Origin of the sequence: Cohaesibacter marisflavi, assembly GCF_900115225.1 — a bacterium.
Lineage (GTDB): Bacteria > Pseudomonadota > Alphaproteobacteria > Rhizobiales > Cohaesibacteraceae > Cohaesibacter > Cohaesibacter marisflavi.
The window spans coordinates 63,013-84,057 of the sequence record NZ_FOVR01000017.1; the positions used below are offsets into that span (position 1 = coordinate 63,013).

Below are 21,045 nucleotides of genomic sequence, written 5' to 3' on the forward strand. Positions count from 1 at the left end.
CTGTGAGGCCAGAGACATGATTATTGTCGTCATGGGAATTTCGGGAAGCGGAAAATCAACGCTCGGGCAGCTGTTGGCTGATCGTCTGAATGTTCCGTTTGAAGAAGGCGATGCCTATCATTCCGACGAGAATGTCAAGAAGATGGCCGCTGGCATTCCTCTCAGCGATGAGGATCGCAAGCCGTGGCTTGCCACTCTGGCAGATGCAATGCGCACTTGGGATGCCAACGGAGAAACGCGGGTGGTAAGTTGCTCATCCCTGCGTAAATCCTATCGCGATATTTTCAGAGAGGCTACGGATAACTTGCGCTTCATCTTTCTGGATGGGGCCAAGGAACTGGTGCGGGCCCGCATGGCCGAACGGCAAAGCCATTTCATGCCAGTGCAGCTGATCGAAAGCCAGATTGCCGCTCTGGAAGTGCCCGATGGGGAAGAGGATGTTATCCGCATCGATATTTCCCGAGACCCTGAAGCCATGGCCGAGGAGTTGCTTGGCAAGGTGAACCCGCTTCTCTGATTTTTGAGAAATCCAAAGAGATCGGGCCGACGCAATCGTCGGTCCTCTTTCTGCTCGCGCGCATTTTCGCCCGCATATCATGGCCCTGCGAAGAGGGCTGCCAAAGGACCAGGAGACGAGCATGAGCAAACCGCTTCATGATACATTGAAACGCGTCACAGACCGCATTATGGACCGCAGCCGCGATAGTCGCGCGGCCTATCTTGCCAAGGTTGAGGCCGCCAAGGCGAAAGGTCCGGGGCGTGCGCATCTGACCTGTGGCAATCTCGCCCATGCCTTCGCCGCTTCCCCCGAGGTGGACAAGCCTGATCTGGCGAGTGCTCGCGTTCCCAATGTGGGCATCGTGACCGCCTATAACGACATGCTCTCGGCGCATCAGCCCTATGAGCACTATCCTCAGCTCATCCGTGAAACCGCGCGCAGCTTTGGCGGCACGGCGCAGGTTGCCGGAGGTGTTCCGGCCATGTGTGACGGGGTGACACAGGGGCAGGATGGCATGGATATCTCGCTCTTTTCACGTGATTTGATTGCCATGGCCACTGGTGTGGCGCTGTCTCATGACGTCTTTGACAGTGCGGTGTTTCTTGGCGTGTGCGACAAGATCGTTCCCGGTCTCGTGATTGGGGCTGCGACCTTCGGGCATTTGCCTGCTGTGTTCCTGCCTGCCGGTCCGATGCCTTCAGGGCAGGGCAACGAGGAAAAGACCAAGGTGCGGCAAGACTATGCCAAGGGGCTGGTGGGACGCGAAGCGCTGCTCGCCTCGGAAATGGCCTCCTATCACAGCGCGGGCACCTGCACCTTTTATGGTACGGCCAATTCCAACCAGATGCTGATGGAATTCATGGGCCTTCACATGCCGGGTACCAGCTTTATCAATCCGGGCACCGAATTGAGGGATGCTGTAACACGGGCTGCCGTCAGGCAAGCGCTGTCGATTACGGCCAAGGGCAATGATTTCCGGCCCGTTGCCGATATTCTGGATGCCAAGGCCTTTGTGAATGGCATGGTCGGGCTCAATGCGACGGGCGGCTCTACCAATCTTCTTATACATCTGGTGGCCATGGCCAAAGCGGCAGGCCTGATTGTCACGCTCGAGGATTTCGAAGATATCTCGGAAGTTACGCCGCTGCTGGCGCGGGCTTATCCGAACGGACTTGCTGATGTGAACATGTTCCATGCTGCTGGTGGGCTGGGCGTGGTTGTTGCCGAATTGCTGAGCGAAGGCATGCTGCACGAAGACGCCAAGAGCGTGGTTGGTGACAGCATGGAGGCTTATACCACGGAGCCTCGCCTAGATGCCAACGGCGAAGCGGAGTGGGTGAAGGGCGCTGCGGGCTCTCTTGATGACAAGATCGTGCGAGCCATCAGCAATCCGTTCCAAAGTCAGGGCGGGTTGAAAAAGCTGACCGGCTCTTTGGGTACAGCGGTGATGAAGGTCTCTGCCGTAGCGCCAGAACGGCATGTGATCGAAGCTCCGGTCCGGATCTTTCAGGATCAGGACGCCGTCAAGCAGGCCTTCAAGCAGAATGAATTCACTTCAGACACCATTGTTGTGGTGCGCTTTCAGGGCCCCAAGGCCAACGGCATGCCCGAGTTGCACAGTCTGACGCCTGTGCTTGGCATTTTGCAGGAGCGGGGTCTCAAGGTGGCGCTTGTGACTGACGGGCGTATGTCCGGTGCATCGGGCAAGGTGCCTGCTGCGATCCATGTCTGCCCTGAAGCGCTGGATGGCGGCCCGATCGCCAAGTTGCGCGATGGCGATATCGTGCGCGTGGATGCCAAGACCGGGGTGTTGGACATTGTTGATCCGGCCGTGCTGGAGCGGGGGCCGGTGACTGCAGATCTCTCCGGCCAGCAAATCGGCATGGGGCGTGAACTCTTTGCCACTTTCCGCGCTTCGGTCAGTTCGGTGGAAACCGGAGCAACCCAGTTTTAAAGGTAGCTTCGTTCTCCCTATAAGATATAAAAACCGGACAGCGGGTGAAAATTCGCTGTCCGGTTTTTGTTTGTTTTATGCCATGCAGTTTGCGCTTTCTGTCTGACGGTCTAGTCTTCCAGATGCGGGCCGATGAGAGACAAATCTGCTGGAGACAGGCGATCCGACGCCGTGGCTTTCTGGTGCCAGTAAGGATAGGCGAGGGGCTTGCGGCTGACCTTCTCCAGCTTTTCAATGGCCTCTTGGGAGAGCGTCAACTCTGCTGCCTTTAGGTTGTCTGCGAGCTGTTCATCATTGCGGGCGCCGACAATGGCGCTGGCGACGCCGGGGCGGCTCGTTAGCCAGGCCAGAGCCACCTGCGCCGGGGTGACGCCTTCATAGCCATCAGCGACTTCGATGAGCACCTCGACGATATCATACAATGCTTCGATGTCGTGAACGGGAGGCTCTGTCCAACCCTGAACGCGGCGCGTGCCTTCCGGATCGGGTTTGCCACGGCGATATTTGCCCGTCAGCAGGCCGCAAGCCAGCGGTGACCAGATGACCGCTCCCAATCCCTGATCGATGCCCACTGGCAGGAGCTCCTGCTCGGCCTCTCGGGCCTGAAGCGTATAGTGGATTTGCTGTGCGACGGGGCGGATCAAATGCTCCTTCTCTGCGGCGCTGAGATATTTCATGATGTGCCAGCCGGAGAAGTTGGACACGCCCAGATAACGTATTTTTCCTGCTTGCATCAGATCATCCATGGCACGCAGGGTTTCTTCCACCGGTGTCATACCGTCCCATTCATGGCACCAGTAAAGATCGATGTGATCGGTCTTGAGGCGCTTCAGACTTGCTTCGCAAGCCTCAATGATATGATGGCGCGACAGGCCTCGGTCGTTTGGGCCTTCGCCCATTGGGAAGCGAACCTTTGTGGCAATCAGAAGGTCGTTGCGATGGCCTTCAATGGCTTGGCCGATAACCTCCTCGGAGGTGCCTTTGGAGTAGACGTTGGACGTATCCAGCATGTTGACGCCGGCTTCAACGATCATGTCGAGCTGCCGTTTGGCTCCTTTGACATCAATATTGCCAGCCTTGGCGAAAAAGCCTTCGCCGCCAAATGTCATGGTGCCCAGCTGTAAAGCGGAAACCTTGAGCCCTGAATGTCCCAGATAGTTGTATTTCATGGTGCTTTCCTCATGTGATCGTGCCTTTGCCCCTCCCCCGGAATGGATGTTGGCGTGAAATGCCCAATAAGCGAAGCGCCTGCTGCAGACCCCGGTTTACGTCTGTTGGTTCGCTGGGATGAATGGTTTGGGCTTGTGCCAAATCCCTGATCTTCATGTGAGGTGCGATCGGATCTGTGTGGAGATACTGTCATATCCCGGATACCGAGCATATTGCATATTTTCAATCTCGCAAGGACAAACAAACCTTGTGAGGGAGAGGTGTTGAGACTTGGCCTTTCAATGTGTTCTGTGTCCGTTGCGCTTGCTCCGATGCTGCGGGAGGGATTAATGTCGGGGCGTTGACGAAAAAGGAGCATAGGCATGATGCAACAGCTAAGGGACGAACTGGACCAGTGCGGATTTTTTCTGCGTGGTGGCTTTCATCCAGCCCCTGCTGACGATGTGCCTCCTTTGCCCGACGGGCAGTCAACTAGAACCATCCTCTTGATCGGCAGTGTCGGCCCGCATATGTGGCGCGCGTTTCAAAAAGATCGGCGTGCCAGTCCCGATCCGCTGGATGACTGGACAGCACGCAAATTGGCTGCGATGGCCAAACAGATCGGAGCCCATGCTGTTTTCCCATTTGATCGGCCATACTATCCGTTTCAGCGCTGGGTGAAGAAAGCTGGCAACTGCTTCCAATCGCCTTTGCGTATCGAGATACATCCTGTTTACGGGCTTTGGCATGCAACTCGCGGGGCGTTGCTTTTTTCTGAACGTCTAGCGTTACCCAAGGCAGAAAAGGCGCAGCATCCCTGCAAGGCATGTGTCGGCACCCCTTGTCTTCATGTCTGTCCGGTCGGGGCCTTTTCGGCCAAGGGACTGGATATCGCTCTGTGTGCAACGCATCTGGCCGGGCCGGATTCGGAAGACTGCATGACCAATGGCTGCCTTGCCCGTCGCGCCTGTCCTGTTGGCCGGGACTATCAACTGCTGCCCGAGCAGGCCGCTTTCCATATGCAGGCTTTGCGTAAGTATCATGCGGAAATCATTTAATTTTCAGGATTTCAACTGGTTTTGGGTGGGGCTTCCACACTTTTGCTCGGTCAATTGAGCTTGCGCATTTCGGTCGGACAGGCTCTTCACATTGTTGCGATTGATTCACAATCTCAATGGAATTGATTGACAAATGTAACCGATTACATTATTGATAATAGGGAACCATGGCCTAAGTGCCTTGGAGAAGGAAGTAAAATGTAATCGGTTACATTTTGGTTCGTGTTGGAGGAAATCTTTATGATGAAAAAGTGGTTTTTGGCTGCAACCATGTTGGTTGCGGCAGGGGTCTCTGCGTCCGTAGCAAACGCTGAAAGTTTCAAGATCGGCCTGTCCAATGGCTGGGTCGGCAGCGAGTGGCGCACCCAGATGATTGAAGAAGCTCAGGCTGCAGCCGAGGCCTGGAAAGACAAGGGCGTCGATGTCGAAGTTGTTGTCCAGAGCGGCAACGTGGATGCTCAGGGCCAGGTTGGCCAGGTGCGCAACTTCATCAACCAGGGCGTTGATGCAATTATCATCGACCCGAACAGCCCGTCCGCTTTCAACCCTGTTTTCGCACAGGCAAAACGGCGTGGTATCATGGTTGTTGCAACTGATGCCGAAGTCTCTTCCAAGGACGCCATCTATGTTGGTATCGATCAGAAGCAGTGGGCTTACCAGTCTGCCAAATGGCTGGCTGAAACCCTTGATGGCAAGGGCAATGTTGTTACCATCAACGGTGTTGCAGGCAACCCGGCCAACGAAATGCGCGTTGCTGGTTACAAGGAAGCCTTTGAAGCACATCCAGACATCAAGGTGCTGAACGAAGCCAACGCCAACTGGGATCAGGCGCAGGGCCAGCAGGCCATGCAGAACCTGCTCGCGACCTATCCGGACATTCAGGGCGTATGGGTGCAGGACGGCATGGCGGCCGGTGCATGGCGCTCCATCATGGCTGCCGACAAGGCAAGCCAGATTGCAGCAACTGGTGAAATCCGCAAGGACTTCATGGTGACCTGGAAAGAAAATGGTCTGAACTCTGCAGCATCGGTCAACCCTCCAGGGGTTATGGCTTCTGCTCTTAACGTTGCTGTTATGAAAATGCAGGGCAAAGAATTCAAGGATGGCATCTTTGGAGGTGTTTATGGCAACGCGATCTATATCCCGATCCCGTTCATCGACAACTCCAACCTTGATGAAAAACTTGAAGAAGCCAAAGACAAACCCGGTTACTGGTCTGTGACGGACGTTGTTACTCCGGAAGAAGCCGAAGAATTCTTCAAATAAATGAATCAGGCGCCCGCCTGCTCCCATGATTCGGGACATGCAACGTCCTGCGATCCATGATCGCGGGCGGGCGCTCCGACTTTGCAAAAACCGAGGATTGTCATGTCTTCAGCAATTACGGTGCGCGATCTCACCAAACGGTTCGACAAGGTACATGCGCTGACCGATGGTCGGCTGACTGTTGAACGGGGAGAAATCCATGCGCTGCTTGGCGCGAACGGATGCGGCAAAAGCACCCTGTCCAAAATTGTCGCCGGGGCCTATGCGCCCACCTCCGGAACTGTTCTCATCGACGGCAAGGAAGTTTCCTTTCGCAGCCCGCGTGATGCCGAAGAGATGGGGATTGCCCTGTTTTATCAGGAGCTGAGCCTCATTCCGAAAATGAGTGTTGAGGCCAACATCTTTTTGCGGCGTGAGCCACGCAATGGCGTCGGCTTCATCGACTATGCCAAAATGCGCACCGAGACCCTCAACTTGCTGGCAATGTTCAAGGATGCGATTGGGGATGATATTCAGCCCGATGCCCTTGTGGCAGACCTGACGCCAGGTCAGCGGCAGATTGTCGAGATTTGCAAGGTCTATGCGAAAAACCCCAGCATCGTCATCATGGACGAGGCAACTGCGGCCCTTGATGGTCGGCAGGTGAAGGTTTTCTTTGATATTCTGCGCAAGAAACGCGAAGAGGGTGTTTCAACCATCTTCATTTCTCACCGCCTCGACGAGGTGTTTGAAATCTGTGATCACGCGACCATTATGCGCAACGGCGCAGTGGTGGCCGAAACCGCCATCGCCGAAACCACAACTGAAGATGTGGTGCACATGATGGTGGGGGATGTGAAGAAGGCCCCCAAGCGTCAGGCGCTGGATGACGAGGGCAAAAAGCCGTTGCTCAAGCTGGAAGGTGTTGGCAGCAATTTGCTCAATGATGTTTCCCTCTCTGTTGCTCCGGGCGAAATTGTCGGGCTTGGCGGATTGCAGGGGCAGGGGCAGTCGACCCTGTTGCGCAGCCTGTTTGGCGCGCTGCCGATCACATCCGGTACGGTTTGGTTGAACAATGAACAGGTGGCCATCCGCAAGCCGGCGGACGCGGTGCGGCGTAAGGTTGCCTATGTTTCCGGCGACCGCGGCCCTGATGCCGCGCTTCCCGGACGCTCGATTTTCGAGAACTTGGCAGCGGCCATTCTCGTCAGTGAAAAGCGCAAGCTCGTCCGCGCTAAGGAATTGCGGCCGCAATTGGCTGAAGTCGCCTCGGCCTTCAAGACCAAATATGCGCGCATGACCGATGCCATCGGTACGCTCTCTGGTGGCAACCAGCAAAAGATCTTCATTGCGCGCTGGTTAGCAACCAATCCGAAAGTGATCCTGCTTGATGACCCGACCAAGGGCATCGATCTTGCGGCCAAGGCGGATCTGTTTGCGCTTATTCGCAAGCTGGCTGAGTCCGGCGTTGCCGTCTTGCTCTATTCCAGTGAAGAATCCGAGCTTCTGGACAATTGTGACCGTATCGCCGTGTTCAATGACGGCGCGGTCGTTACCGAACTTTCCGGGGCCGAGATGGACTCGTTCCATCTTACCCGCGCAGCCTATGGAGAGGCCTGATGAAGAGCATTCTGTCCGCCCCCAAATCGGGCTCGACCGTATCAAAAAGACCCGTATGGCTGGTTGCCTTCGGCTCGCTTGTCGCGCTGGTTCTGATCAACTGGTTCCTGCAGCCGTCTTTCTTTGACGGCATGGTGATGCATTCCAACCTGACCACCTTCCTGCCGCTTACGCTGGTGGCCATTGGCCAGACCTTCGTGATCATGGGTGGAGATATCGATTTGTCTGTCGGGTCTATTGCCGCGCTAGTCAATGTGGTAACCGTGACGGTTATCGCCATGGCTGGTGGAGATGCTGCCAGTGTACCGATTGGTCTGCTGACTGGCTTGGTCGTCGGGGTTCTCTGCGGGGTCTTCAATGGCCTGCTGATCAGTTATCTGCGCTTGCAGCCCATGGTGGCGACCTTCGGTACAGGCATCATATTCTCGGCGCTGGCGCTTTGGGTCATGCCGCAGGCGGGGCTCTCGGTGCCGGAAGTCTACTGGATGACCTACAGTGACTTTGTGCTCGGTGTGCCAACCGTGCTCTGGATTCTGATTGCCGGTTTCCTGTTTGTCCTCTTCATGCAGCGTCGCCCGTTCGAGAGCCACCTCAAGGCTGTCGGGGGCAACCGTGCGGGGGCCTTCCAGAGCGGGATCAACATGAGCTTCGTGCGGCTCTTGTCCTTTGCGCTTTGTGGTCTTTTTTCCGGCTTTGCAGCGCTTTGTCTAACGGGCGAAACCGCCAGTGGTGATCCGCTAATAGGCCAGAGCTTGGCCATGGGGTCGATCTCGGCTGTGGTGCTCGGCGGAACCATGCTGTCGGGTGGTGTCGGTGGAGCCATCGGGTCCATCTTCGGTGCTCTTCTGCTTGGCATGATCGGCAACGTGATCTTCTTTGCCGGATTGCCCTTTGAATTCCAGACGCTCGTGCAGGGTCTGATCGTACTGGCTGCTCTGGCTGGTGGCGTACTCGTGGCGCGTAAGTGAGGAGATAGAAATGTCTGACGCTTCAAGCAACATGCACTCTGAAAATGCGGGCTTTAGCCTTGGTGCCATTCTGCGCGAGCCTGTGGTTCTTGCCCTGTTTGCCATCATTATTCTGTTGGGCATCGGGGAAGCGGTTTCTCCCGGCTTTGCACGGGGTGACCAGATCATAAAGCTGCTGACGGTCGCAGCACTGCTCGGCTTTGCGGCTGCGGGACAGAATCTGGTGGTTCTGGCCGGTGGCGAAGGCATTGACCTGTCTGTCGGAGCCATGATTTCCCTTGGTGCCGTGATCGCGGGTAATGTTATGGATGGTGCCAATGGCGGGATTTTGCCAGCCTTGATTGCCGCCATGGGTGTGACCTTCATCATTGGCATGGTCAACGGGCTCGGGGTCAACCTCATTCGCATTCCGCCGCTTGTCATGACGCTCGGTATGACCTCGGTCATTCAGGGTGGGCTCGTGGTTTTCTCGCGCGGTATCCCTTCGGGCAATGCTGCGCCCGCCCTGATGAATTTCATCAATCAGCCTGTGGTCTTCGGTATTCCCGGTGTCCTGTTTATCTGGCTGCTGCTGATTATCGGCATGGTCTTCATTCTGCGGGCAACGTCTTTTGGTCTTTCCATCTATGCCGTCGGTGCAAATCCGCAAGCTGCTCGTCTGGTGGGGCTGCCAGTCAAAGTCATCCGCACAACGGTGTTCGGTTTGTCCGGTGCTTTGGCTGGCCTCACCGGGGTTTTTGTCATCGGTTACACAGGCAACTCATTCATTAGTGTAGGGGATCAATATATGTTGCCCTCCATTATCGCGGTTGTCATCGGTGGCACTTCCCTTGCAGGTGGTTCTGGTGGTTATATTGGGACTGTCGCAGGTGCGATTGCCTTGATTCTGCTGCAAAGCGTTCTGACCACGCTGCATCTGGAGTTCTGGGGCCGTCAGCTGATCTTTGGTGGCACATTGCTCCTGCTGCTCATGTTCTACGGACGCCAGAAAAGTGCACGGATCTAATCAAGATGGTTGACCAGCCCAATATCCGCGATGTTGCCAAGGCCGCAGGAGTTTCCACGGCCACGGTGTCTCGCGCGCTTGCCCAGCCGGGCAAGGTGCGTGAGGCGACCCTCAAGAAGGTGATGGATGCGGTTGAGAAAATCGGTTTTGTTCCCAATCGTCAGGCGAGCATGTTCCGCTCGCGCAAGAGCAACACCGTTATTCTTCTCGTGCGGGATATCTCCAACCCCTTCTATCTGGATATCTATAAAGGGGTAGAGGAGGCTGCCTTCGCGGCGGGCTACAAAGTGCTCATGGGTGATGCGCGCGAAGATGACGAGCGCATCACCCACTATATCGAGGCGGTGCGTGAATGCCATGCTGATGGTCTCATCCTGATGATCGGCAGCTTCCCCAAAAAGCTGTTGGAGCAGACGGATAGGCTGCCGCCCTTCGTGGTGGCTCTGGAAGAGATCGACGGACTGGAGGCGCCCACCGTTCGGGTGGATAATGTAGCGGCGGCTGAAGGGGCCGTTGCGCATCTCATCGCGCAGGGGCACAAGCGGATTGTTCACTTGACTGGACCGCTTGACGAGCATCTCGGCAAGACTCGTCTGGAAGGCTATCGGCGAGCGTTGAAAAAAGCCGGATTGCCCATTGACGAAGCGTTGATCATGCCGGGCGACTTCAGTCTCAATGCCGGCTATGACCAGACGGCAAAGTTGCTGGAAAAGGGCGCGCATTTCAGTGCTATATTCGCTTCCAGCGACCAGATGGCGATTGGTGCGGCCAGTGCCCTGCGTGAAAAGGGGCTGGCGATACCGGATGACGTTTCGCTCGTCGGCTTCGATGATACGCTCATTGCCTCCATCTTTTATCCCCCTTTGACCACTGTCTATCAGCCAAGGCGCGAGATTGGTCGTGCTGCCATGGCAATGATGATCCGCAAGCTTTCCGCCCACGCCGGTGATCCGGTAGCGGTGGAGGAACCCCTAGAGGATCAACAGTTTTTAACCGAACTGATTACTCGAAATTCGGTTGCGCCTTTCGACGACGCAAGACCGGGGACGTAACAAGGAGATTGAACCCATGAAGACACTTAAAGGCCCCGGGCTGTTTCTGGCCCAGTTCGTCGGAGACAAGCCCCCGTTCAATGATCTGTTTGCCATCGCCAAATGGGCTGCAGATCTCGGCTACAAGGGTTTGCAGATCCCGACCGGTGACAATCTGTTCGATCTGGATCTGGCAGCGACATCCAAGGACTATTGTGATGAGTTGAAAGGCAAGCTGGCAGAGCTTGGCGTGGAAATCACAGAACTCTCGACGCATATTCAGGGGCAGCTGGTTGCCGTGCATCCGGCCTATGATGCGTTGTTTGATAATTTTGCACCGGAAGCTGTGCGCGGGAATCCGAAAGCCCGCCAGGAATGGGCGGTCGAGCATGTCAAGAAAGTGGGCCTTGTATCAAAGAATCTTGGCCTTGATACGCATGTGAGCTTTTCGGGCGCGCTGGCATGGCCCTATGTCTATCCATGGCCACAGCGTCCGGGTGGGCTGGTAGAAGAGGCCTTTTCCGAGCTGGCCAAACGCTGGAAGCCGATTCTGGACTATCATGAAGAGCTGGGCGTTGACGTGGCCTATGAGCTGCATCCGGGCGAAGACCTGCATGACGGAGTTACCTTCGAGCGCTTCCTTGAAGAGCTGAACGGTCACAGCCGCGCCAATATCCTTTATGACCCATCCCACTTCGTGCTTCAGGCGCTGGATTATCTCGCCTTCATCGATATCTACCACGACCGGATCAAGGCTTTCCATGTCAAGGATGCCGAGCTGCAATATAGCGGTCGGTCCGGCGTCTATGGCGGATATCAGTCATGGGTGGATCGCCCTGGTCGTTTCCGCTCGCTGGGTGATGGCGGGGTCGACTTCAAGGGCATTTTCTCGAAAATGGCGCAATATGACTTTGAAGGCTGGGCCGTTCTCGAGTGGGAATGCGCACTTAAGCATCCAGAGGATGGCGCCCGCGAAGGAGCCACTTTCATTGCCGATCACATTATCCGTGTAACCGAACATGCGTTTGATGATTTTGCCAGCTCCGGTGTGGATGCGGCAACGAATCGTCGACTGCTGGGACTGAATGAGGACTGAACCATGGCCTTGAATGATACCAATATGCAAATCCAAAGTCACCGCAAGCTGAAGCTGGGCATGGTTGGGGGCGGGGTTACTGCCTTTATCGGCGGCGTGCATCGCATCGCATCGCGCATTGATGATCGATATGAGCTGGTCGCCGGTGCGCTGGATAACGATCCCGAACGAGGCAAGGCTTTTGCTGTTGCCATCGGCATTGCGCCGGATCGGGCTTATGACAATTATGAGGACATGATCAAGGCGGAAGCAAGCCGTGAAGACAAGCCTGATGTGATTGCCATTGTCACACCGAATTTTCTGCATTATCCGGTTGCCAAAGCGGCACTGGAAGCGGGTTTCCATGTTATCTGCGAAAAGCCGATGACCACATCGCTGGACGATGCCAAGGTGTTGGCCGAGACCGTAAAGAAAACCGGTAAGACGCTGTTTCTGACCCACACCTACACAGGATATCCGATGGTGCGTCAGGCGCGTGAAATGGTCGCCAATGGCGCTATTGGCGAGTTGCGCCGGGTGCAGGTGGAATATGCCCAGGATTGGCTTGCTGCGCCGGATGAAGACCCCGAAGCGGCAAGCGCAAACTGGCGCAATGATCCCAAGAAGGCCGGGCAAGGCGGAGCCATCGGCGATATCGGCACCCATTCCTACAATCTGGCCGCTTTCGTGGCCGGGGTGGAGCCAACCGAGATTTTGGCCGAGCTGACCGCACTGGTGCCGGGCCGACAGGTGGATGATGATGCCAGCATTCTGCTGCGCTATGCCAACGGGGCCAAGGGGTCCATTTGGGCCAGTCAGGTGGTTGCTGGCAATGGTAACAATCTTTCGCTGCGCATATATGGCTCTACCGGTGGCCTGGAATGGTGGCAGGAAAAGCCAGAAGAGCTGTGGTACACGCCGCTTGGTGAGCCGCGTCGCCTCTTGCGCCGCAATGGGGTTGAGAACACCCCTGCTGCAGTGGCTGGTAGTCGTATTCCGGCAGCGCATCCGGAGGGTTATCTGGAGGCTTTTGCCAATATCTATCGCGATGCCGCCGATGCAATCGAGGCAAACGAAGCAGCTGTGCTTGTACCAAATGCCGATGACGGTGTCAGCGGTCTGGCATTTGTTGAAGCCAGCCTTGAATCTTCGGCCAAGGGTGGTGTCTGGGTGTCACTCAAAGAGAAGAAATAGGCAACTGGATGGCGACGGGCGCTTCTAGATTTGGTCTTGCAGTCAGATGCTAAGAGGGGCCCTGTTGAGAAAATTTGATTTTCCGGGATAGTTACTTTCCGGGTTTGCGGGAGGAACGCTGGCGCGTTTCTCCCGTTTTTGTTGCTTGTAGTCTGGTCTATTTTGGGCAGGCAGAAAAAATCCTTGCAAAGGGGGTTGTAGGATTACGTATCCTTTTATACTATACCCCAGTATAGAATAGGTGATGCAACATGCCCAAAAGTCCCGAAGATAAAAAACGTGCTCTGACGCGCGTCCGCAAGATCAAAGGCCAATGCGAAGCATTGGAACGCGCAATCGAAGCTGGCGCGGACTGTACGCCTATACTGCAACAGATCGCAGCGGTACGGGGCGCCGTCAATGGGCTGATGGTTGAAGTCATGGACAGCCATATTCGGGAAGAATTCGTTTTTCCCGATGATCCCGGCGGCAAGAAAACGCAGGAACTGCTTCATCTTGTTCGGAACTATCTGAAATAGCGGCACCCAAAGGGTGTGGAAGGCCGGTCTTGGCGTTTTAGAAGCGGCTGGACCAGAAACTCAAAAAAGCAAAAGAAACATCGCGGTTTGTCAGCTTGAAGGCATCTCTTGGGAAAGGGATGCTTTCGGCGCCGAAACCACTCCCGGCTGGATAGGTGGATGCCTTGGTAGGGAGAGGGGAGGCGCCGAGCCGGTTGGCAAGGCGCGTTCGTCAAATCCGTTGACCAAGGATAACACTATGAAATCACGTGCTGCAGTCGCATTTGCGCCCAACAAACCTCTTGAAATCGTTGAAATCGATGTCGCTCCGCCCAAACATGGCGAAGTGCTGATCAAGATTTCTGACACTGGCGTATGTCATACCGATGCCTTCACCCTTTCCGGTGCGGACCCTGAGGGTATATTCCCGGTTGTTCTGGGCCATGAAGGCGCCGGTGTTGTTGTCGAAGTTGGCGAAGGTGTAACGTCTGTTGCTCCGGGTGACCATGTCATTCCGCTTTACACTGCTGAATGCGGCGAATGCGAATTCTGCAAATCGGGCAAGACCAACCTCTGTGTGGCCGTGCGCGAAACGCAGGGCAAGGGTCTGATGCCGGATGGCACCACCCGTTTCTCTTACAATGGCGAGCCGATCTTCCACTATATGGGCTGCTCCACCTTCTCCGAATATACGGTTGTGGCCGAGGTTTCCCTTGCCAAGATCAATCCGGAAGCCAACCATGAGCATGTCTGTCTGCTGGGCTGTGGTGTGACCACCGGCATTGGCGCCGTGCATAACACCGCTAAGGTTCAGGAAGGCGACTCGGTCGCTGTCTTCGGTCTGGGGGGCATCGGTCTTGCGGTTATTCAGGGTGCCCGTCAGGCCAAGGCTGGCCGCATTATTGCCATTGACACCAATCCGGACAAGTTCGAGCTGGCCCGTGAGTTTGGTGCAACTGACTTCGTCAATCCAAAAGACTATGACAAGCCGATCCAGCAGGTGATCATCGAGATGACCGGTTGGGGTGTGGATCATTCCTTCGAATGCATCGGCAACGTGGATGTCATGCGTGCGGCTCTGGAATGTGCCCATCGCGGTTGGGGGCAGTCTGTTGTTATCGGTGTTGCCGGAGCAGGGCAGGAAATCTCTACCCGTCCGTTCCAGCTTGTTACCGGTCGTCACTGGATGGGGTCTGCCTTTGGTGGGGTCAAGGGTCGCACCCAGCTGCCGGGTATGGTTGAGGACGCCATGAAAGGCGATATCGATCTGGAACCGTTCGTGACCCACGTCATGCCACTGGATGACATCAACAATGCCTTTGATCTCATGCATGAAGGCAAGTCCATACGCTCCGTGATCAAATACTGATCGCAGACATAGTGCATCCTATCCGGCGCGGCGGTCTTCTGCCGCGCCTCTTTTTGACAAAGCATCGGGGAAATCATGGACCGTATCGAACATCATGCCTCCTTCGGAGGAACCCAGAGCGTTTATCAGCATGCCTCTCAAGTGCTCGGCTGTGATATGAAGGTGGCCGTCTTTGTGCCTGATCATGAAGAGGGTGCTCGGCTACCGGTACTCTACTGGCTTTCGGGCCTCACCTGCACAGAACAGAATTTCATCACCAAGGCCGGTGCACAGCGTTATGCCGCAGAGCATGGCGTGATCCTTGTGGCGCCAGACACCAGCCCGCGCGGCGAAGGTGTGGCAGATGACGAGGCCTATGATCTGGGGCAGGGCGCCGGCTTCTATCTCAATGCGACGCAGAAACCATGGGCACAGCATTTCCAGATGGAAGACTATATCACCAAGGAATTGCCAGCCCTGATCGAAGCCACTTTTCCGGCCAGTGATAAACGCTCCATCATGGGCCATTCCATGGGCGGCCACGGTGCGCTGACCTTGGCCTTGCGCCATCCGGGGTTTTATCTGGCGGTTTCTGCCTTTTCTCCCATTGTGGCGCCGACGCAGGTGCCATGGGGTGAGAAAGCTTTTTCAGCCTATCTTGGCGATGATCGCGAGGCATGGAAGGCGCATGACGCAACCGCGCTTCTGGCTTCGGCTGAGGAGCGTCTGCCGATCCTGATTGATCAGGGAGATGCCGATGATTTTCTTGCCGGCCAGCTGAAGCCGGAGATTTTTGAGGCAGAAGCCAAGCGTGTTGGCCATCCGCTGACCCTGCGCATGCAGGAAGGACATGATCACAGCTACTATTTTATTGCCAGCTTCATCGGCGATCATATCGCCCATCATGCCAAGGCTCTGAAAGCCTGATCTTCCGATCAGGCTGATTCTTCCTGCCGCCAAGGCTCAGTAAAGCATATCAATGGAAGCCCCGTGCCTATCTGCGCGGGGCTTTTGCTTTGGGGCCGGTGAGAGTGGATCAAACGGGGTGGACGTCAAATGCGCCATCTCGTTCCTGCTCTGCCATGATCTTTCCAAGCTGAGGGCCTGATTCATCGGATTTGAGGATACGTTCGACTTGCTCCTCGGTGCTTTCAGGCTCGGAATAGATGGCCTTGGCTGCTTTGAGCAGATCCTTCATGGCGTTATAAGCATAGTCGGAATCGTTGAGGAAGGACGTTGCCGACTGCATCTCCAGGTCTCCTGCACGGATATGGGCTTCTACCAGCTGGGTGCTGGCATTCTTGGCCTTCTTGATCTTGGCTAGCTCTTCCTCAAGCCACGCGCTATCCCGGCTGTCTTCATCCATCTGGTTGAGAGCGTGCAATTGAGCAAGAATGCGGGCGATTTCCGTGCGCAATGTATTATAGAGATCTGTCGCGGCTCCCATTGGCTTGCTGGTAAAGAGATTGGCGTTGCGTCGCATATGCTTGATGGCTTTGACGGCACGCACCATGGCTGTTGCTGCATTGCGCAGCCGGTAGGCGCGTTCCAGCACCGTGTGGGGGATATCCTTGTCGCCAACCCGCGAGGTGAAATCGACGATAGCTGAGTAGAGTGTTTTCACCCGCGCCTCGTAGCGGGCGCCAATATCCAGCTCGAAGGTGGAGCGACTGGATTGCACTGTGCGGGCGATGTCGTTGCTAGAATAAAGCTGGTGACGGTGGATGTTGAGGCCATGGGCGATCAGCTCGACAGCATTTTCCTGCAAATGAAGCACTTCCTTACGTAAAGCCAGTTCGATGGTTGCGGGGAAGGCGTCGACCGCTTCATTGAGATATTTGGGTTTGGAAATATCAAGCTTGGGTTCGGCGATCCGCTGGGTGAGAAAAGCGATCAACCAGTTCATAAGCGGTAGCATGATGGCTACCCCCAGCACATTGAAGATTGTGTGAAAGACGGCAAGCTTGAGGGCATAATCCGTATCTGCGATGCCCATATGCAGGCTGACAAAATCGACTGCCTGCCTGAGCTGATTGATGAAGACCAGCGCCACGCTGGCGGTCACCAGATTGAAGATCAGATGGGCGAGGGCCAGACGCTTGCCTTGATAATTGGCCGTCAAAGAGCCGATGATTGCCGTGATGGTCGTGCCGATATTGGCGCCGATGGCTAGCGCCAGCGCATTGGCATATGAAATCTGACCAGCTGACAGACCCGTCAGGATGAGCACCATGGTTGCGTGGCTGGATTGCATAACCACTGTCGCAGCTGAGCCCACCAGCGTGTAGACGATGAGGCCAAGAATGCCGGACATGGCAAAGCGGGTGAGGTCGAACTGGTCCTTGAAGGCCTCAAAGCCCTCTTTCATGAAATGGATGCCCAGAAACAGGAAGCCCAGACCGGCCAGCACATAGCCTGCCCCACGCCAATATTTGTTGCGCTGGAAAACCAGCACAATGGCAACAGCCAGCATGGGCATGGCATAGGCGGAAATCTTGACCTTGAGACCGAAACCGGCAACCAGCCAGGCGCCGGTGGTCGTGCCGATATTGGCTCCGAATATGATGCCCACGCCCGCGATGAGGGAAATGAGCCCGGCGGAGAGAAAGGAAATGGTGATGACCGAGACCAGAGAACTTGATTGCATCAATGTCGTGGTGAGGATGCCGAAGCTGATGGAGCGCGAGGTCGAGCCGGTGGCTCTGGCCAGTATCTTTTCGAGAAAACCGCCGGAGAAGAGCTTGAAGCCATCTTCCAGCATCAGCATGCCAAATAGAAAAACTGCCACCCCGGCAGCGATTTCCTGAAAGTCTGAACTGAACCAGAAGGCGATCAGCAGCAGGGAAAGGATGAGGGGCAGCAGTATTTTCTTGAGCACGGGTGACCTCGTGTGGCTTGAAAGTGGGACTTCATATCTCATGCTACAGCAGAAAAATGAAGTCTCTTTAAGCGCACATAGTACACCTTAATTGTTAAGGAAGCATCATGCCTCTGAGTGCGAAATAGAACAAGGCAGCAAGCACGCCGGAAACGGGCACGGTGATGATCCATGCCGAGGCGATTTTCAGCAAGGTCGAGCGTTTGACCAACTGACGCTTGAGGGCCTTGCGCAATTTCTTGCGCTGTGCTGCGGAGATCACTGCCTCGGGGCCCATGGCCTTGAGGGAATCGAGCATGATCTTCTTTTCTTCGGCAGGCGCATTGCGGAATTCGGCCAGAACCTGTTCCACCTTGCTTAGATCAGGGCTGCCCACATGCTTGGCGAGCACATTTTCGACGACCTTGCCCATGCGCTGTTCCAGGAATTCACGCAAGAAGCCGACGCCAAAGACTGCGCCAAGTGCTACATGGGTGGAGCTGATCGGCATACCTAGCTGGCTGGCGAAGATAACCGTGATGGCTGCAGCCAGCGCAATACAGAAGGCGCGGGACCGGTCCAGTTCGGTGATTTCAGAGCCGACGGTGTGAATGAGTTTGGGGCCAAACAGCGCCAGACCAAAAGAAATGCCCAGAGCGCCGATCACCATGACCCAAAGCGGAATGGCAACCTGAGAATGATCCCCACCCGAAACCGTCAGCACTTCCACGATACCGGCGAGCGGGCCAACGGCGTTGGCCACATCGTTGGCGCCATGGGCGAAGCTCAAAAGGGCTGCAGCAAAGATCAACGGGATGGTGAAAAGCTTGTTGACGCCATCCGTGCCGTCTCCGATGCGATCGGTTGCCCGGGCGATCAACGGGCGGACGATGAAATAGCAAAGGACAGCCACGGCAGCGCCAATGGCCAGAGCGGCAGGAAACTCGATCTTGATGAGTTTCTTGATGCCTTTAAGGCAGAGATAGGTGGTGAAGGCCCAAGCCATGATTGAGACGACGTAAGGCATCACCTTGCGGGCCGCGGTAACCGGATCATCCTTGAAGAAAATCAGCTTTTTCAGCGTGAAAAGCGTCAGGGCAGCGATGATGCCGCCCGTGAGGGGCGAGATGACCCAGCTGGCCGCGATCTTGATCATGGAATCCCAGTTGACGATGTCCCAACCAGCGCTGGCGATCCCGGCGCCCATGACGCCACCCACAATCGAGTGCGTGGTGGAAACCGGAGCGCCAAGCCATGTGGCGGCATTCAGCCAGATGGCTGCGCCCATGAGGGCTCCCATCATAACCCAGATGAAAACATCCGTGTTGGCAATATCGGCCGGATCAATGATGCCCTTCTTGACGGTATGGACAACTTCGCCGCCTGCGATGATGGCGCCGCCCGCCTCAAACACCGCCGCTATGACAATGGCCATTGTCATAGTCATGGCAAAGGAGCCGACTGCGGGGCCGACATTGTTGGCCACATCGTTGGCGCCAATGTTCAGGGACATATAGGCGCCGATTACGGCCGCTGCGATCAGGAGAAAGGATTGGTCTACATGGGCAAACTGGGTGCCTGCGTAGATCATGACGCCGACCATGAAAAGAATGGCAGTACCCAGCCGCCCAACTTCAGATCTGCTTATATCAGTTGCGTTTTCTATCTTGAGATAGTCTCCAACCTTCATACTGCTTGCCTTTAGCTCTTCGCATCCTTGACGGTTATGTTTCTTTGTTCAAATCGACTTCAAAGAAGAGCACCGTTCTTTTTGCATAGATGAATTTCTGCTAGTGAGTTGGCTGCTGGTGGCGCCAGCCACAAAGGGAGTGGCGGAAATTTGTCGATATTTCCAGAAAAATCGACAAATAAAATTTCCAAAGCGCACCCCGTGCATTAAAAGAAAGAAGACGCCCACGAAGGGGTGCACATGGTGCACTCGTCCTGTTGAAAACCCAACGCCGGATTCCAGTCAGATTATGCTCTTTATTATGCGAAGCCTTGTTGCAAGCCTGTTCTTCTTCCTGTCTCTGACCGTTTCGGCTTTTGCCTGTCTGGATGAGGGCAATCCGGCACCGGATCGTGTGGATGATGCGCTCTATGCGCTATTCCTTGCGGATCTTGAAGAGATGGGCATGGACAATTTTGTAACGCGCTTTTGCGAGCTCGATACAGAGGATCGCACGCTGGCCATCGAGATCTTTGGCAGTGCTCAGAAGCAGGAAACGCCCGAGGATCAGTTCACGCTTTTGCGCATGGCGATCATGGTGCCGGATATTTCTGAGAATGTTGCCTGGGTGGCCAAGAATGCACGCATTCGCGAAGAGGGCGATGACTGGGAAAGCATCAGTATCAAGCGCTTTGTCTCGCATGTGCGCACACGCTTCCCTCAAACGCAGACCATTTTGAATGATGATTATCTGGACAAGATGGATGCGCTCTATCAAGCAGCCTTGGAGGCGGTACAGAGCAAGGAACAGGCGGCTGATCAGGACATTGAAAAGGCCAAGGCGGAGATAGACGCCTATGAGAAGAAGATCGCCGATCTGAAATGGAAAATCGAGGGCCTGAAAGACGAGCGCCGCGAATATCGCGTCATGCGCCAGACGCTGGAAGCCGAGGAGTAGGGAACACCCGCTCCTCTATTCGCGTCTCAGCAGCTTGTCGACAATCAGGTTGCTCCAGCGATCCGACTTGAATGATGCTTCAAGCGCATCTTCGTCATAGACGGTGTCTACCCACTCAAGAAATGAAATGTCGTGGGTGGCGCTGTAGCTGAGATATTCTTCAAAGAAATAATCGAGGATACCGGTTTTGGCCTGTTTGAAATGGCCATAGCGCATGGATAATTGAGCGCGGGCCTCATCGACGGGCACATCTTCCTTGAGGATGAGATAGAGCGCGGAGACAAGGCTTGCCCGGTCTGCCCCCGCCTTGCAGTGAAGCAGGATCGGGTAGGACAGGGACTCGAAATAGCTTTTAAGGCCAAGGATCGTCTCCCGCGAAGGGGCACCACGCGAGCGGACCTGCAGATCATCGCGCAGATCAATGCCATAGGCCTCGCAGGCCTTGCGTTCCAGACGATCACTGCCGCAATCCCTTGGGCCACGCAGGTTGAGAATGGTCCGGATGCCCAGATCCTTTGCATAATAGCGGACCTGATGTGGCCATGGCTGGGAAGAGCGCCAGGCATTGGGAGAGACTTTATGCCGGTTGGCATAGGGCGTTCTGAACATGCCGTGATCAATGAAGATCATTTCTAAATAATCATAGATCGGCGCAAAGAAGCGGCGCAGCCATACCGGAGAGATGTCTGCAATGGTATTTCTGAGACGAACAAGCTGCCTGAACAGGGCTTTGCGTGCTCTTTTCGTGAAGCGGACTTTCGGCATGGTATTCGGTATGTTCTCAGGTGAGTAGCTCACTCAGCATTTCCCTCAATCCATATTCGGAAGCGCACTTTGCTGCATCCAAAACGATTTCAGCCCCGTTGGCTCACAACTTTCTAACAAGTTCGAATCGCTTTCGAGACGAATTGGTTCGG

At 55.4% G+C, this 21,045-nt stretch carries 18 protein-coding genes; 14 read left to right on the top strand and 4 right to left on the bottom strand.

Going from position 1 to position 21,045, the window contains the following annotated elements; all coding sequences use genetic code 11:
* Positions 1-16: 16 nt before the first annotated feature.
* Both BM258_RS21665 and edd read left to right on the top strand, forming a co-directional pair.
* A complete protein-coding gene (locus BM258_RS21665) occupies positions 17-517 on the top strand; it encodes a gluconokinase (RefSeq protein ID WP_090075335.1) in 501 nt (166 codons plus the stop codon).
* 121 nt (positions 518-638) lie between these two features.
* Positions 639-2,453 carry a phosphogluconate dehydratase gene (gene edd, locus BM258_RS21670; RefSeq protein ID WP_090075336.1) on the top strand — a complete coding sequence of 605 codons (1,815 nt, stop codon included), beginning with the start codon at positions 639-641 and terminating at the stop codon, positions 2,451-2,453.
* A gap of 110 nt (positions 2,454-2,563) precedes the next feature.
* Here edd and BM258_RS21675 read toward each other — a convergent pair whose 3' ends face one another.
* Positions 2,564-3,622, bottom strand: coding sequence for an aldo/keto reductase (locus BM258_RS21675; protein ID WP_090075337.1), 1,059 nt, complete (start codon positions 3,620-3,622; stop codon positions 2,564-2,566).
* A 363-nt stretch (positions 3,623-3,985) separates the two neighbouring features.
* Between BM258_RS21675 and BM258_RS21680 the strand changes: the two genes are divergently transcribed.
* From BM258_RS21680 to fghA, 11 genes are all read left to right on the top strand, one after another.
* Positions 3,986-4,660 carry a hypothetical protein gene (locus BM258_RS21680; protein ID WP_090075338.1) on the top strand — a complete coding sequence of 225 codons (675 nt, stop codon included), beginning with the start codon at positions 3,986-3,988 and terminating at the stop codon, positions 4,658-4,660.
* A 243-nt stretch (positions 4,661-4,903) separates the two neighbouring features.
* Positions 4,904-5,926, top strand: a complete 1,023-nt coding sequence (locus BM258_RS21685) for a substrate-binding domain-containing protein (protein ID WP_090075360.1) — start codon at positions 4,904-4,906, stop codon at positions 5,924-5,926.
* 102 nt (positions 5,927-6,028) lie between these two features.
* A complete protein-coding gene (locus BM258_RS21690) occupies positions 6,029-7,525 on the top strand; it encodes a sugar ABC transporter ATP-binding protein (RefSeq protein WP_090075339.1) in 1,497 nt (498 codons plus the stop codon).
* The gene (locus BM258_RS21695) at positions 7,525-8,493 is read left to right on the top strand and encodes an ABC transporter permease (RefSeq protein ID WP_090075340.1); all 969 of its coding nucleotides are present in this window, start codon (positions 7,525-7,527) and stop codon (positions 8,491-8,493) included. The genes BM258_RS21690 and BM258_RS21695 overlap by 1 nt, the downstream gene beginning before the upstream one ends.
* A 10-nt stretch (positions 8,494-8,503) precedes the next feature.
* Entirely contained in the window at positions 8,504-9,499 is a 996-nt protein-coding gene (locus BM258_RS21700) for an ABC transporter permease (RefSeq protein WP_244544805.1), read from the top strand.
* A 5-nt stretch (positions 9,500-9,504) separates the two neighbouring features.
* Positions 9,505-10,551, top strand: a complete 1,047-nt coding sequence (locus BM258_RS21705) for a LacI family DNA-binding transcriptional regulator (protein WP_090075341.1) — start codon at positions 9,505-9,507, stop codon at positions 10,549-10,551.
* Positions 10,552-10,567: 16 nt separating this feature from the next.
* Positions 10,568-11,626, top strand: a complete 1,059-nt coding sequence (locus BM258_RS21710; protein ID WP_090075342.1) for a sugar phosphate isomerase/epimerase family protein — start codon at positions 10,568-10,570, stop codon at positions 11,624-11,626.
* A 3-nt stretch (positions 11,627-11,629) separates the two neighbouring features.
* A complete protein-coding gene (locus BM258_RS21715) occupies positions 11,630-12,799 on the top strand; it encodes a Gfo/Idh/MocA family protein (RefSeq protein ID WP_090075343.1) in 1,170 nt (389 codons plus the stop codon).
* A 251-nt stretch (positions 12,800-13,050) separates the two neighbouring features.
* On the top strand, positions 13,051-13,317 hold the full coding sequence (locus tag BM258_RS21720) for a metal/formaldehyde-sensitive transcriptional repressor (RefSeq protein WP_090075344.1): 267 nt from the start codon (positions 13,051-13,053) through the stop codon (positions 13,315-13,317).
* A gap of 238 nt (positions 13,318-13,555) precedes the next feature.
* A complete protein-coding gene (locus tag BM258_RS21725) occupies positions 13,556-14,665 on the top strand; it encodes an S-(hydroxymethyl)glutathione dehydrogenase/class III alcohol dehydrogenase (protein WP_090075362.1) in 1,110 nt (369 codons plus the stop codon).
* Positions 14,666-14,740: 75 nt separating this feature from the next.
* On the top strand, positions 14,741-15,571 hold the full coding sequence (fghA, locus tag BM258_RS21730) for an S-formylglutathione hydrolase (protein ID WP_090075345.1): 831 nt from the start codon (positions 14,741-14,743) through the stop codon (positions 15,569-15,571).
* Positions 15,572-15,680: 109 nt separating this feature from the next.
* Here the strand turns inward: fghA and BM258_RS21735 are convergent, their stop codons facing one another.
* Together BM258_RS21735 and BM258_RS21740 are read right to left on the bottom strand one after the other, a co-directional pair.
* Positions 15,681-17,522, bottom strand: coding sequence for a Na/Pi cotransporter family protein (locus tag BM258_RS21735; RefSeq protein ID WP_210186842.1), 1,842 nt, complete (start codon positions 17,520-17,522; stop codon positions 15,681-15,683).
* Positions 17,523-17,616: 94 nt separating this feature from the next.
* Complete coding sequence (locus BM258_RS21740) at positions 17,617-19,191, bottom strand: inorganic phosphate transporter (protein ID WP_090075347.1); 1,575 nt, start codon at positions 19,189-19,191, stop codon at positions 17,617-17,619.
* 289 nt (positions 19,192-19,480) lie between these two features.
* Here BM258_RS21740 and BM258_RS21745 point away from each other — a divergent pair, with 289 nt between their 5' ends.
* On the top strand, positions 19,481-20,128 hold the full coding sequence (locus BM258_RS21745) for a hypothetical protein (protein ID WP_090075348.1): 648 nt from the start codon (positions 19,481-19,483) through the stop codon (positions 20,126-20,128).
* Positions 20,129-20,143: 15 nt separating this feature from the next.
* On the opposite strand, the gene BM258_RS21750 is transcribed toward BM258_RS21745, so the two are convergent.
* The gene (locus BM258_RS21750) at positions 20,144-20,926 is read right to left on the bottom strand and encodes a protein-tyrosine phosphatase family protein (protein ID WP_244544806.1); all 783 of its coding nucleotides are present in this window, start codon (positions 20,924-20,926) and stop codon (positions 20,144-20,146) included.
* Between the last annotated feature and the right edge of the window lie 119 nt (positions 20,927-21,045).